The 14,182-nt window shown below is 44.5% G+C and carries 10 protein-coding genes; 4 read left to right on the top strand and 6 right to left on the bottom strand.

Features of this window, described 5'->3' with window-relative positions; genetic code table 11:
• Positions 1-308: 308 nt before the first annotated feature.
• The 4 genes from V7K27_RS00070 to V7K27_RS00085 all read left to right on the top strand — a co-directional run bounded on the left by V7K27_RS00070 (position 309) and on the right by V7K27_RS00085 (position 5,672).
• Positions 309-1,886: an efflux RND transporter periplasmic adaptor subunit gene (locus tag V7K27_RS00070; RefSeq protein ID WP_334943114.1), complete on the top strand. Its 1,578-nt coding sequence runs from the start codon at positions 309-311 to the stop codon at positions 1,884-1,886.
• A 250-nt stretch (positions 1,887-2,136) separates the two neighbouring features.
• Positions 2,137-3,417 (top strand): ABC transporter permease, encoded by a 1,281-nt coding sequence (locus tag V7K27_RS00075; protein ID WP_442947570.1) that lies wholly within the window; start codon positions 2,137-2,139, stop codon positions 3,415-3,417.
• Between the two features lie 37 nt (positions 3,418-3,454).
• Positions 3,455-4,126, top strand: a complete 672-nt coding sequence (locus V7K27_RS00080; protein WP_334943116.1) for an ABC transporter ATP-binding protein — start codon at positions 3,455-3,457, stop codon at positions 4,124-4,126.
• 118 nt (positions 4,127-4,244) lie between these two features.
• On the top strand, positions 4,245-5,672 hold the full coding sequence (locus V7K27_RS00085) for a TolC family protein (protein WP_334943118.1): 1,428 nt from the start codon (positions 4,245-4,247) through the stop codon (positions 5,670-5,672).
• A gap of 179 nt (positions 5,673-5,851) precedes the next feature.
• Here V7K27_RS00085 and V7K27_RS00090 read toward each other — a convergent pair whose 3' ends face one another.
• The 6 genes from V7K27_RS00090 to V7K27_RS00115 all read right to left on the bottom strand — a co-directional run bounded on the left by V7K27_RS00090 (position 5,852) and on the right by V7K27_RS00115 (position 14,182).
• The gene (locus V7K27_RS00090; protein WP_334943120.1) at positions 5,852-8,113 is read right to left on the bottom strand and encodes a cation:proton antiporter domain-containing protein; all 2,262 of its coding nucleotides are present in this window, start codon (positions 8,111-8,113) and stop codon (positions 5,852-5,854) included.
• An 881-nt stretch (positions 8,114-8,994) separates the two neighbouring features.
• Positions 8,995-10,335: a TldD/PmbA family protein gene (locus V7K27_RS00095; RefSeq protein WP_334943122.1), complete on the bottom strand. Its 1,341-nt coding sequence runs from the start codon at positions 10,333-10,335 to the stop codon at positions 8,995-8,997.
• Between the two features lie 150 nt (positions 10,336-10,485).
• Complete coding sequence (locus V7K27_RS00100; RefSeq protein WP_334943124.1) at positions 10,486-11,958, bottom strand: TldD/PmbA family protein; 1,473 nt, start codon at positions 11,956-11,958, stop codon at positions 10,486-10,488.
• 70 nt (positions 11,959-12,028) lie between these two features.
• Positions 12,029-13,213: an IS110 family transposase gene (locus tag V7K27_RS00105; protein WP_334943126.1), complete on the bottom strand. Its 1,185-nt coding sequence runs from the start codon at positions 13,211-13,213 to the stop codon at positions 12,029-12,031.
• A 254-nt stretch (positions 13,214-13,467) separates the two neighbouring features.
• Positions 13,468-13,695 carry a hypothetical protein gene (locus tag V7K27_RS00110; protein ID WP_334943128.1) on the bottom strand — a complete coding sequence of 76 codons (228 nt, stop codon included), beginning with the start codon at positions 13,693-13,695 and terminating at the stop codon, positions 13,468-13,470.
• On the bottom strand, positions 13,688-14,182 hold the full coding sequence (locus V7K27_RS00115) for a hypothetical protein (RefSeq protein WP_334943130.1): 495 nt from the start codon (positions 14,180-14,182) through the stop codon (positions 13,688-13,690). Before V7K27_RS00115 ends, V7K27_RS00110 begins: the two co-directional genes overlap by 8 nt.

Raw genomic sequence — 14,182 nt, forward strand, 5'->3', positions numbered from 1 at the left:
GTCAGAATTCAGAATGTAATTCCTTGGGTATTCAGACCCGTCACTACGAGAGTTGACCACTAAATCTTGAATTTAGTATAGTTTTTCACCCTTTATTCAGGAGCCAGTCGGACTCCAATTCATGCTTAATTCTGAACACAAGTTGACGCCACTTGCTCTACTTGGGGAGACTCCAGACGCTCCGCTCCTGAATTCTTTTTTGTGAAAACACTAAAAACTCAAGAAATTGTCAGTATAGGGCTACCACGCATAGGTTTAGGCATGAATAACTGACTCGGTAGCCGTTCTTTATAGATAAAAAAGTCGATATGAAAATTGATACATTAAACCCCGTAGATTCATCAGTTTTGGTTCCAGAGGTAAAGAAAAAAAAGGTCAGGCGTAATTGGCTCTCTTGGCTAATTGCTCTTTGCCTATTGGGTGGAATTGGCTATGCCGTTTATTACCAAGTAACGGTTGTTTCACGTCAAGAAGCCAGACGCCGGGTGCTGACAAAGCCTGTAGAAAGGCAGAGTTTAACAATCACAGTTTCAGCGAACGGAACAGTGAAGCCTGAACGGTCAATCAACCTCAGCCCGAAAAACTCCGGCATCCTGAAAAGCCTGTTGGCAAAGGAAGGAGATCTCGTCAAACAAGGGCAGATTGTCGCTTACATGGATGATTCCAACCTGCGGGGGCAACTCACCTCAGCTCAAGGACAATTGGCACAAGCCGACGCGAATTTGCAAAAAGCGATCGCAGGCAATCGTCCTCAAGATATTGCTCAAGCACAGGGAGTATTAGACGAAGCCCAGGCGAATCTACAAAAGGTACAAACAGGCAATCGCTCTCAAGATATTGGCCAAGCACAGGCACGGTTGCAAAGCGCTCAAGCCGCCCTTCGCCAAGCAGAAGATAATTTTGTTCGTAATCAGCAACTTTACAATGCAGGCGGTATTTCCCTTCAGACTCTTAACCAAAACCGTTCCAGTCGTGACACTGCCCAAGCCCAAGTAAATGAAGCACAGCAAGCACTAGCGTTGCAAAAAGCCGGGTCACGTTCAGAAGACATCGGGCAAGCACAAGCTGTGGTGAAACAGAGACAGCAAGCTTTGGCACTTCTGAAAGCCGGAACGCGCCAAGAAGATATTGACGCAGCCCGCGCCCAGGTAACATCTGCTCGTGGTTCGCTGCAAAACATCCAAGCCCAAATCAATGACACGATCATTCGCGCCCCTTTTAATGGTGTGGTGACAAAGAAGTTTGCCGATCCAGGCGCTTTCGTGACACCTACAACTGCCAGTAGTGAAGTAGCTTCTTCTTCTTCTTCTTCAATCTTGTCTCTAGCTTCCACAAATGAAGTTGTCGCAAGTTTAGCGGAAACAAATATTTCCAAAATCCGCCTTGGTCAAAAAGTCTCGATTAAAGCAGATGCCTACCCAGGAAAAACCTTTGAAGGTAAAGTCAGCCAAATTGCTGCCCAAGCAGTAGTAACGCAAAACGTCACCAGTTTTGAAGTGAGAGTATCACTTTCAGATCCTCAAATGCTACTGCGGTCTGGGATGAATGCGGAAGTAGATTTTCAAGTCGGTCAAGTTGAAAATGTTTTAGTAGTGCCAACGGCCTCAGTAGTGCGCCAACAAAATGCTACGGGTGTGTTTGTGGCAGGAAAGAATAACAAACCTGTGTTTACTCCCATCGAGACTGGCGTTACCGTGAATAACTTTACCGAAGTTAAGTCTGGATTGACAGGAAACGAAAGGGTATTGCTCAGTTTCCCAGCAGGGTCACGTCCGCAATCAACACCGAGAGGAGGAGTTTTTCCGGGTCTAGGAGGAGGAGCAGGCGGAGGTGGCGGTGGCGGTGGCGGTGGCGGTGGAGGTCGTTCAGGCGGTGGTTCGCCTTAGGAATAAGAATTAAATAACATACAATTTATGTCCGGGACTTACCTCACCCTCAATCCCTCTCCTTATAAAGGAGAGGGAGGCTAGAGACAAGATGAAGTTTTGCATTTTATTTAACAACAAATAATTCGGGAGTCAGGAGTGAGAATTCAGTATGAATTCGAGTCCGACTTGCAGATAAATATGTGGGTTTAATTCTCCCACTAATTGATTCTGAATTCTGAATTCTCCATTCTTCTTTAAATAAAACTTTATGTTTAAGATATTTAAGGGCTTTTACAAAGTTAAAAATACCCGCACAGTACCGTTGCTGGAAATCTTGACAATGGCGGCAGAGACTCTGTGGAGTAATAAATTACGCACGGGTCTAACTATGTTGGGTGTGATTATTGGGATTTCCTCAGTTATTGCCATTACTTCTGTTGGTCAGGGAGTGCAAAAGGGAGTTGAGCAACAGATACAAGCATTGGGTACAGATGTTATCCAAATTTTGGCGGGTGCGGCAAGAAGTGGGAATGTCCGTCAAGGGGTAGGTTCTAGCAGCACCTTGACTTGGGAAGATGCTAAGGCGATCGCTACACAAGCGCCATCAGCACAGATGGTTTCTGCTTATCTCCAACGCAGCGCCCAAGTTGTATATGCAGGACAGAACACTTCAACAACCATTTATGGCACAGATTTAAACTACCCAGAAGTCAGAAATACTCACCCTCAGCAAGGAAGATATTTTACTCAAGAAGAATTAGATATTGCCGCACAGCTGGCTATTCTTGGCCCCACAGTCCAAACCACACTTTTTGGACAGGGTGTAAATCCGATCGGTGAGCGAATTCGGATTCAGGGAGAGGCTTATGAAGTAATTGGGGTGATGGAGCCTAAAGGCGCTCAAGGCCCGATGGATCGAGATGACCAGATTTTCATCCCTCTAACTAGTATGTCGAAGAGACTGGTTGGTAACAATGCCCTGGTAGGCGTTTCTGTAAATGGAATTTTAGTCAAAGGCGCGAATCAGGAGCAGTTAGAAGCCGCTCAGTTTCAAGTCACCAATCTCTTACGGTTGCGTCACAACATTTATCCGCCACAAGCTGATGATTTTCGGCTGACTAATCAAGCTGATATTGTTAGTACCTTCACTAGTATTGTGGGTTTATTTACAGTAATGGTGGTAGCGATCGCGGGAATTTCCCTGGTGGTTGGTGGAATTGGTATTGCCAATATTATGCTAGTTTCCGTGGTTGAGCGGACGCGAGAAATCGGGATTCGCAAAGCCGTAGGAGCCACTAATTCGGCAATACTTAATCAATTTTTAGCCGAAGCGATCGTGATTTCCATTGTCGGCGGATGTATTGGCATGGCGACTGGCGTTTTATTAGCCTTTGCAGCTGCAAACATTTTCAAATTTCCGTTTGTCATTTCTTTCTTATCGATCATTGCTGGTTTTGGACTGTCGTTAACGGTTGGCTTAATCGCTGGGGTGATTCCAGCACAGAACGCATCCAAATTAGATCCAATCACCGCTTTACGTAGTGACTAAATAATTCGTAATTCGTAATTCGTAATTCGTAATTTATATGACAACAATGATTTGGATGGAATCTATTACCAAAACCTATTATTTGGGAGAAGTTAGTGTTCCAATACTCAAGGGAATTGAACTCTCTATTGAGGAGGGGGAATATGTCTCTATTATGGGTGCGTCAGGTTCGGGTAAATCGACGCTGATGAATATTTTGGGATGTCTGGATCGTCCCACAACTGGAGACTATATTTTTGAAGGCAGAAACTTGACGACTTTTGATGATGATGAATTAGCTTATATCCGTAACCAAAGGATAGGTTTTGTTTTCCAACAATTTAACCTATTGGCGCGGGCGACAGCTTTGGAAAACGTTATGTTACCAATGGTTTACGCTAATTTACCTAAGTCAAAACGCCGTGAAAGGGCATTAGAAGCCTTGGAAAAGGTAGGACTAGGGGAACGCATCGCTAACCGTCCGAGTCAGCTGTCTGGCGGACAACAACAACGGGTAGCGATCGCTCGCGCTTTGGTTAACCGACCGGCGTTAGTTTTGGCAGATGAGCCAACAGGAGCTTTAGATACTGAAACTTCCCGTGAGGTGATGAGTTTGCTGACAGAACTTAATGACCAAGGAATCACGATTGTGATTGTCACTCATGAGCCAGATATTGCTGCTCAAACTCAAAGGATTATTCGAGTTCAGGATGGTTTGATTGTAGGTTAATTTGTTAACATCAACCCTTTGAGGGGGAATTTAAAATTTAAACCATTGTCAGGGCAATCAGGATGAAAACTTTTGATTGTATCCTCAAAGAAGCCCGATTAATGACTACATCTATCTTATGAATTTTAGCTTAGTCTTCGTGCATTCTACCTGGGTTAGCCTCGCGTTGGCCGTAGCATTGCCATCAGGCATCGCTCCCACTTTAGCAGATGCAGCAACTCCCCTCAAACCGCAGAATTCCTCAAGCTCTGTACAGGCTCCCGATTATCTCAACCCCAATCCCAATCCTCTGCAATTTCCTACCAAACCGGAGGAAGTGAAGATTCAGAAAACTGTGTCAATCAGTTTGGCACAAGCTTTGGAACTAGTACAACGCAACAATCGAGATTTACAGGTAGCCATATTGCAACTAGAACGCAGTCGTTCAGCCCTACGTCAGTCTCAAGCTGCCTTATTTCCGACTCTGGGAATCAACGGTAGTGTGACTAACAGTGGGAATGGTTTTAGTAGCAGTCAATCTCAAGGCAGGAGTTCTTTCAATGGTTCAGCACAACTGAATTATAACCTCTATACCTCCGGGAATCGACAAGCGGCAATCCAAGCAGCTGAAGAACAACTACGTGTAGATGAATTTAATGTTGAAACTCAGTCTTTGACAATTAGGTTGAATGCCACCACTCAATACTACAGTTTGCAACAAGCCGATGAACAAGTCAGAATTAATCGGTCTGCTGTGGTGAATGCCCAGGCTAGTTTGCGGGATACTCAAGCTCGACTAGATGCTGGAGTCGGTACGCAGTTCGATGTGCTGCAAGCTCAGGTAAATTTAGCAAATTTCCAACAACTCCTGACTAATGCGATTTCACAGCAGCGAATTGCCCGTCGTCAGCTTGCAACTCTGTTAAGTTTGTCGCAGTCAGTTGATATCACTGCCGCAGATCCTGTACAATTAGCAGGTATTTGGCAGCCAACACTGGAAGAAACTATTATCCAAGCGTTTCAAAATCGTCCAGAATTGCCACAGTATTTGGCACAACGTAATATTTACGAGCAACAGCGACGACAGGCGCTTTCACAGCTAGGGCCGCAAATTAGTTTGGCAGCCAACTACAACCTGCTAGATCGGTATAATGATGGCGTCAGCGTTACTGATGGCTATTCAGCAGCAATTCAAGGAAGTCTAACTTTGTTTGATGGGGGCGCAGCAAGAGCGAGTGCGGCTCAATCGAAAGCGAATATTGCGATCGCCGAGACTCAATTTGCTAGCCAGCGCGACCAAATTCGCTTTAATGTAGAACAGTACTACTTTCAATTGCAATCCAATTTAAATAATGTGCAAACTTCCAGTGTGGCTTTAAATCAAGCCAGAGAAGCTCTAAATTTAGCAAGGCTGAGGTTCCAAGCTGGTGTGGGCACTCAAACAGAGGTGATTGATGCTGAAAATGACCTGACAACAGCAGAAGGTAATCGAGTCACAGCTATTTTGAATTACAATATCGCTCTAGCTAATTTGCAAACATCAGTCACTTACAGGGCTTCGCGCTAAGTACAGCATTTCCGAAATTCGTAGCTTTTTTAAACGCAGAGAAGCGCTGAGGGGCGCTGAATTTAGGTTGTTTCAGGCTTTTCTTAATTATCCTTTGGTCGTAAATAGACGATGCTGTAGGGGTAATTCATGAATTACCCCTACGAAAGATATGGTTTTTCGCCTGATACATATTTGGACTATGGCGTAGTAATTACCGCTACTGGGCAATGGGCTTTACTCAAAATTGCATCGACTCTGTGACCGAAGAAAACGCGACCCGTAACCATTCGGATACTACTTCCGAGAATAATTAGGTCAACTTGATTGGTTTGGGCAAACTTGAGGATTTCTCTTTCTGGGCTGGTTCCTTGCAAAATATAGGTTTTGACATCAGCACCCAGATTGCGGCCAATTGCTGCTTGCTGTTCGAGCAGATCGTGGGCAATTTCCTTGACTGGAGTTAGCGATCGCTGTTCGTAAAGAATATACTCAACCTGTGGCAAATTAATCACGTTAACGATCATCACTAATGCCCCTGTTTGAGCAGCGATCGTACTTGCCATCTCTACAGCATTTTTGCTATATTCTGTCCCCACCGTTGGCACCAGAATCTTTTTCAACTGTTGTTGAGCGATTTTGCATATCTCGCCTTTGGGTTGGGGTAAGTGCGACTTCACCACCATCGTTGCACAAGGTGCTTCTTGTACTACCCGGTCTACAAGCAAATTGAACAGTGCTTTCTGGGGGCGGATCTGTTCAGAAGCTCCTAGTACAATTAAGTTATAGCCTTTGTTCGCTTCATTCAGAATTACCTCCGCCTTACTACGCCCAGACTCCGTTTTTGTTTGCAGGATGGTATCAGCAGGTAGCTGCATTTCCTCAGTGACACACGTCAGAGCTTCCTCGGCGGCGGTGTCTTTAAACTGGGTTGCTGTTCGACGTGCTTTTTTTTGGGGCTGCTTATCACTCAGGGCATATAAAGATGTAACTTCTATCGAGTTTTGGTGAGCCATGTAACCGACTAGCTGCGCTGCGAGTTGGATGTTTGGGCCACCGCTAGTCGGTATTAAAACACGTTGGATTTGCTTGATAAAGCTCTGGCTATCTTGCTCTTCTTGTTCCAAACGTCGAGCTTCCTCTTCACCCATAACCACCTTCGACAAAGACCAGCGCAAAAGGGGTGGAGCCATTAGGGAAGTGACGATCGCCACCATAACAATAATCGAGTACATCTGGGGATTCAGCACTCCCAAAGATAAACCAATCGTCGCCACGACAATTTCCATCGCCCCGCGAGCATTCATCCCGGAACCCATCGCCAAACCTTCCCAATGGGTCAAGCCGCCGACGCGAGAACCAAGGTAAGCACCTGTAAATTTACCAACACAGGCGACAGTGAGAACAATCAAGCCAAATATCAAGGTTTGGGGCACTAACAAAGTTAGCAAGTTAACTTTCAAGCCAGCTGAAGCAAAGAAAATTGGCGCGAGAAAGGCTGCCGTGAAGACTTCTAGCAGATGTCCAGCTTCATTGCTAAAGCGGCGGGATTGACCTGCGAGAATCCCCAGCACGAAAGCGCCTAATGCTGCTTCTAGACCTAATGCGTGGGTAAGTGCTGCTGCTGAGAGCGAAAGAATCAGCACAACCGATATACTAGCGGAGATTCCGCCAACGTAGTCATCAACCCAGCGTAAAATCTGGTCTACGATGGTACGCCCAATTGTGAAGGCGATCGCTAGAAACAATACTGCTGCACTCACGGAATGGAAAATTGTCCCAAAGTCAAATTTGCCGCTACTAGCTAAACCTGAAACCACAGAAAGTAAAATCCAGCCGATGGTGTCGTCAGTCATCCCAGCTGCTAAGGTGACTTGACCAATGTCACGGCGAATCAGGTTTAAGTCCATCAGCACCTTAGCAATCACTGGTACTGCCGAAATGCTCATTGCTGTGGCGATGAACAGACTGAATACCAGTCGCTTATCTGGGTCGGCTAAAAAACTATCTGGCAATAGCCAACCCAATCCAAATCCGGTGATAAACGGGACAATAATTCCGCCCAGTGAAATCAGCAGAGCCGTTTTCCCCTTACGAAGAATCAGCTTTAGATCCGTCTCCAACCCAGTTACAATCAGCAAAAATAACACGCCTAACCAAGAAATCACCGAAAGTAAATTAGATTGTTCTTGACTTTTGGGAAAGATGTGTGCCTGTAAGTCTGGAAGAAGTAAACCAAACAGAGAAGGACCAAGCAACACACCCGCCAATAATTCCCCAACAACAGGCGGTAGGTTAATCCGACGCATCAACTCACCTAATCCCCGCGCTACAAGAAGCAACAGTGACAGTTGCACCAGCACTAACAGCAGTTCATGATGACCGAGAGGTTTAATTAAACCGTCACCTGCTACTTTCTGTGCAGCGAGTACAGGCACTAACATTAGGGACAGGTTTGGCATATAAGCGTCCAAAGGTGGATTACAAATTTTTCAAGGGGCTGTTTAAGTAAATCTGAAAATGTTTATTTCCACATCGGCCTAGGAGCTTAAAATAATTCGTAATTCGTAATAGAGCCTCCGGCACGCTACGCGAACGTAATTCGTAATTAAGTTTTGCAACAGGGATAAAGACTCATTGCCACAAAACTTGCTGCCTGTAGAGGTAGGGGAATTAAACCCCATTATTATTATTAACGCCAAGATGATCATGCGCGATCGCCCTAAGAGATTGTTTGAAAAGTATTGGGCGAATTCTATGAGACTGTTGGCGAATAAGTGAGGGGTAAGACCCCTGATAGAACAAGGCGGTAATTAGTGACCAGAATGATTGTGTAACAAAAGTGGTTTGAAGAAGAATGCAGAATCCAGAATTCAGAATTCAGCAATCTTTCAGTCGGGGATTCAGCGCTGCATTGCGGTCTTGGGGTCTCCCCTCTTGTGCAACTTTGTAAGAGAGACCCGCGACTTTCTTGTTGACCACCAAATCTATGATTTGGTGGGGGTGCAAAAACTCCGGTTATTCATCCGCTTTTTCGGTCAGAATACCCAACTGAATTCTGACGACTGACTCCTGAATTCTGTTCGATAAATAATCAAATATGACTCTTCATCCGCGAGACTGGTCATCCATTCCAGAAACGACAGCGCAAGTGGCACGAAATTTAGAGTAATTCCCGTTTATATAATACTGACGTAGATGGCGCTGTTTTAGCTAGGATTGATTTAAGCGGTGCTGATGTATTTAATACTGCTATTAGCGTCGGTGGTGAATACTAATGGTGAGTTTTCAAAGTGATGAGTTAAGAGTTATATTCAACTCCTAACTCTACACTTTTTAACTTTTATTCACCAGTAATCGACAGTTCATTAACCCAGATTTTCGGGCAAACTCCCCCTGGCGTTAACTCTGGCTCTTTTTCTACATAAATAATTGACTTCAAGAGTTCCAAGAAATCGCCAGCAACTGTTGCTGACTCAATACTCGTCCTGACACCCTTATTAACTAGCCAACCATCAAACGGCAAAGAAAACGAACCTTGTAAAGATTTAACTCCAGCATGGAGAGCCTGTAAATCATCGATAAGAATCACATTTTCAGCCGTTTCTAAGCTCAACTCCTGCTCAGGAGTTGCTGTTGTAAAAACGTGATAAAAATTGGGACTCACACTAACTTTTGCACCAATACTGGCATTACCTGTTGGCTGGGCATTAAACCTTTTAGCAGTACCTGCACTGTGGAGAAAGCTTGTTAAAACACCATTTTCAATCAGCGAAATCTGACGAGTAGGAGTTCCTTCACCATCAAAAGTTTCTGCACCAACGTTAGCTGGGTGCAGTGCATCATCAAAAACTGAAAGCAGAGGAGAAGCAATTTGCTTACCTAAATCATCAGCAGTAGATAGGCTTTGATTGTCCAAAATACTTTGGGCGTTGAACAAGTTAGAAAAAGCACCCAACAGACTTAAGAAAGCTTCTGCTGAGAAAACAACTCGATATTTACCAGTTTTGATTTTTTCATAATTCAAGTGACTGATAGTTTTATCGGCAGTTTCTTTGATGCAACCATTGATGTCTAGATTATCTAAACTTTGGTTGATTCTATAAGCGCCTGCACTGCGAGGTTTTTTTCCTTCTTCCTCAGTTTTGCTGTAAAGATAAACTGATGCTAAAGAGTGAGATTCAGTTCTCGCTGCACCGTCACTATTTAGATAAAACCTGTCAATATCTCTTTGGGATAAACCATTATAAGGTACACCTTTGATTGCTGGATGAGCTGCCAGTAATTCTTTTTCAGCTACCAACAGTCTTTCTATGAGTTCAGCAACAGGTGCTTGGGGTGTCTTATCGTGAGGTTTATTTGGAATCGGAACAGTAGCTTCGGGACTAAAATCAGGAACATTCTCTTTAACACCAAAGAAACTGGCTTCATAGGCAGTTTTCAAAGCTAATTCCAGTCCCTTGGAATCTACATCTGTGGTGCTGGTGACACCCATTGTATTATCTTCATTCCAGACACGAACAGTAACACCAGAGCGATTTGAGGCTTTGACTTGTTTTTGCTCACCTTGGTCTACTTGCACGCTAGTGTCATCTACTGTTGAGCCATAAATGTCGAATTTCTTAATACCAAGCTTATCAGCATTGTCCTTGGCAGAATTTGCAATCTCATTGATATTCGGCATAGTCAATTTTGGATTTTGGATTTTCTCGCTCCCTGCTTTAGTCTGGGAGTGTAATAATGGAGGGATTCTGCCTCCTAAATAAAATAAGTGGCAGAGCCACAAGGAAGGCGTTTCCAGGTGGAACCTGGGAACGAGTTGAATCTAAAATTCTTATCGTCCACCTACGGTAATAGAATCAACCTTGATGTGGGGTTGTCCGACTGTGGTGTAAATACTGCCACTGACGGAGCCACAAAAACCTGGTGCAAGTTCCAAATCTTGGGAACACATGGAAATTTTATTCATAATTTCCTTGGCTTCACCGATAAGAATTGCTCCCTTTAACGGTTTGGTGATTTTGCCATTTTCAATCAAATAAGCTTCATCAACACTAAAGTTAAATTGACCTGTAGCACCAACGCTACCACCGCCCATCTTTTTACAGTAAATACCTTTATCAACAGAGGTAAATAATTCTTCAGTGGTGTATTCGCCAGAATCAATATAAGTATTACGCATCCGGCTAGCAGCAGCAAAGGTGTAATTTTGGCGGCGTCCACTTCCAGTTCTGGGGTGTCCGGTGCGTGCAGAACCTGTTCTATCTGCTAAGAAGTTTTTCAGAACGCCTTTTTCAATTAATAGGGTTCTTTGAGCCGGCATACCTTCATCATCCATGTCAATTGTCCCGAAGGCATTTTCTGAGCGCCCTTCATCCCAAGCAGTCAAACTTTCGTGGGCAATTTTTTCGCCTTTTTTGTCTGCAAAGGGAGAGGTATTGCGTTCAATTTGAGTGGTTTCTAGCAGGTGTCCGCAAGCTTCGTGGAAGATGACGCCGCCAAAGTGATTGGCCATAATGATGGGGTAAGTGCCCGATTCCACGTAATCTGCGTAGAGCATTTTTCCAGCAGATTCGGCGATTTTTTCGGCGGCTTGTTGAGAATCCCAAGTTCTCAAGAAGTTGGCATCGCTAGTATTACCCGCGCGATCGCCAATTGAGGTACGATTAGCACCATCGGCACACAACAAGTTAAATCCTACTGATTGTGTAAGCCGAATATCACGGGCAAAAGTACCATCACTGGCGGCGATTAAAACTTCTTGCCAATCCCGAAAATAGGTAGCACGGCGCGATTGGACGTGGCTAGCTTTTTGCTTCAGGTTGGCAGTACCATCAAGGAGGACTTCTCCCATTTCTCGGATGGAGCTACACGCTGGTAGCCAAACATCTTTACCTCTTTTGGTCGCATAATCTCTCAATAATTCCAGGTTGATTTCTGGAATGAAAGCTTTCGGAGTGGGTAGCTGCAATCCCAAGATAGAAAGACCTTTTTCTAAGGCTGCTTTCAAACCGGAAAAAGAAAGGTCATTGGTGCTAACGTAGCAGTCAGCTTTGCCGCGAAATACTCTGACTCCCGCGCCTGTAGACAGACTCGGTGAAATACTGGTGATGGCATCGTCTTCTGCAAGACAACTAATATAGTTGCGACGCTCTAAAAATAATTCGATGAAGTCAGCACCAGCCGCGCGTCCTAGTCCCAGGAGGGTAGCCAGGGGGGCTTCCCAGGTTTCATCGAAACGCTCTGGTGTGGAGGAATATTGGAGGGTCGGAAGTTGATTCGAGAGAAGTAGCGTACTTGTAAGCATGGGTAGCCTCGTCTGCTGGCGTAATTCAGAGATTTGACTGAAAAATCGTGGTGTGTTCACTCTAGCAAATTTACTCGGATGGCATCTTGACCAACTCCTTGAAAAGCAGCTTTGCGCCTTTGGCAGAAGTCCGCGATCGCACAAGTTGGACTGGCTTACCTGCTGCTTTTTCAGCATCGATGTAGTTACCCAATTGGGCAACAATTGGGTTTTTAGGTCGTCGGCGCTTGGGTTCAATGCAACTAAACACCCACTGCCACAGAGCGCGGCGGCACAAATCAGACCCACCGATAACGCGGTGCTTGTGGCTATCGCCAGAAGAATTCAGCGATGGAGCTACACCAAGACTCTTTAAAAACCGACGTTCTGACAAATGGCGCTTCGTGAGCTTACCTGATTTTCTACCAGTAGCAATTGCTATTTCTGGTTTACCATCCTCTCCCAAATATCCCTCAAACGGATATATCTGAGAAATAAGCACCGCAGTTAGGCGATCGCCAAAGTTGAAACTAGCAAAAACCTTTAGGTAAGGTAAAAAACAAGGTTCTGCAAGCATTTGAATCAACTCTTGCTCTATCTCGTCTTCTTCCCTTTGCAGGCTGCAAATGCGCTCCGCATGATATCGTACAGTGCTGGAAATACCTAAGCCAACACTATTTTGATAAAGTCGTTCGTACCTGGTGCTTTTGCGTTCTTCTGCTAGCCATCCCCAAAGCAGGGGAACTTTAGCGCTGATTCTTTGTGATCTGACTAGGGCTACCTCTGGAAATTGCCAAGCTAAATCTTGCCGAATGCGGTTGATTATTGGTGATTGAACCCTGTTTAAATGTGCCAGTCGCAAAACTAACTCGCGGATCTTTGCTGTTAGACAATCTCGAATTTGCACAAAGCGGCGACGATCGTTGAAATATTCCAACCCGTAGCAGGCCAGCGCTAAAGCATCAGCATCATCATCCTTGTCTGGTAATGCCAGATGATAAGCACGGTAACTCCTCAGTTCTTTATGTCCCACAAGTCGCACCTCTATTCCGCTTCGTGCCAAGTGCGTTCCCCACAAGCGGGCATAATTTACCCCGGTAGGTTCCATTACTGCAATATCCGGTTTGAGCGCGAGCATTTCTTTGATGCCTTTTGCATCAGCGCTAAAGCGATAAAACGGACATTCATAATAAAATTGACGTGGGTTGTCTGGCTTGCTAGAAATTAAGCAAGCAGAAACTGAAGACTTGCTGACATCAAGTCCTAAAATTTGCATATTCCTCCTGTTTGGCGATTTGATTTTGTGCTTAGGAATCGCCCAAAGGCACATGGCCTAATTCACTCTCAAAGCAATTAAACAGCACAGCAGCTTATGAACACACAAAAGCCACAGAGAGCTTGTTTCAGTCTCAAAGCCGCTAGCTGTTGCGTCTGGGTTGGACTCCAGTCCGCGACGTGATCCACACGATCACGTTTCGGCTACCGAGTCAAGTAGCCCGCGCAGAAGTGCGCGATCGCAATTGGGATTCATCAGGCGGTTATTTCGTCATCCAGAGACTTAACTATTTCTTGAATTCTTTCAGTAGATAATTCACGGTATTGTTCGCTAGCTTTTGCCCCTACATACGCTTTCCAGTCTTCTATAGATTCCCCAGTTAGTTTGGCAAGAATTTGTATCGCTACTCCCATAGCTAAAGTGTTTAGAACATATAAATCCTTGGGCAAAATGACGGACTCATCATTTGATGGCTTACTCATCGTCGTCTGAATAATTTGTTAAATCATTTTCGATAAGTCTTTCTAGTTGCTCTAAAACTGGCTCTAGTATTTCTTTGAGCTTTTCATCAGTTGTATCGTCTGCCTGTTCTTCACCAGAAATCAACTTTATTCCGGCATCAATTTTATTTTTGATAGTGTGCAATGATTGCCAGATTTCGTAATAATCCCATGCTGGATCGGGTTGTGGTGTATTGTCTATGTCAAATTCTGGATGAAAACCTCTTTCTAAGATTTCTCTAACATCACCAGTAAAGTAATCAACTATTGGCTGAATTGATTCTCTTACTACATCCCTACTTGCACCAATATTATTTGGATGCCGAAATGCTAATTGAAGTTGAGCAATTAGCATAAAAGCAGCTAGTTCAGAAATTAGTAGAGGAATGGTATTTGTATTACTAAGCTGTTTAAAAGCAGCTTTATATTTATCAGATTCCTCTTGATTGAATGATGAATTATCTGTCAT

This window comes from Nostoc sp. (genome assembly GCF_036919575.1).
Classification (GTDB): Bacteria; Cyanobacteriota; Cyanobacteriia; order Cyanobacteriales; family Nostocaceae; genus Nostoc.

Coding starts and splice junctions, on each gene's coding strand:
- V7K27_RS00070 (WP_334943114.1), top strand. CDS start 309: ATGAAAATTGATACATTAAACCCCGTAGATTCATCAGTTTTGGTTCCA.
- V7K27_RS00075 (WP_442947570.1), top strand. CDS start 2,137: ATGTTTAAGATATTTAAGGGCTTTTACAAAGTTAAAAATACCCGCACA.
- V7K27_RS00080 (WP_334943116.1), top strand. CDS start 3,455: ATGACAACAATGATTTGGATGGAATCTATTACCAAAACCTATTATTTG.
- V7K27_RS00085 (WP_334943118.1), top strand. CDS start 4,245: ATGAATTTTAGCTTAGTCTTCGTGCATTCTACCTGGGTTAGCCTCGCG.
- V7K27_RS00090 (WP_334943120.1), bottom strand. CDS start 8,113: ATGCCAAACCTGTCCCTAATGTTAGTGCCTGTACTCGCTGCACAGAAA.
- V7K27_RS00095 (WP_334943122.1), bottom strand. CDS start 10,335: ATGCCGAATATCAATGAGATTGCAAATTCTGCCAAGGACAATGCTGAT.
- V7K27_RS00100 (WP_334943124.1), bottom strand. CDS start 11,958: ATGCTTACAAGTACGCTACTTCTCTCGAATCAACTTCCGACCCTCCAA.
- V7K27_RS00105 (WP_334943126.1), bottom strand. CDS start 13,213: ATGCAAATTTTAGGACTTGATGTCAGCAAGTCTTCAGTTTCTGCTTGC.
- V7K27_RS00110 (WP_334943128.1), bottom strand. CDS start 13,695: ATGAGTAAGCCATCAAATGATGAGTCCGTCATTTTGCCCAAGGATTTA.
- V7K27_RS00115 (WP_334943130.1), bottom strand. CDS start 14,182: ATGACAGATAATTCATCATTCAATCAAGAGGAATCTGATAAATATAAA.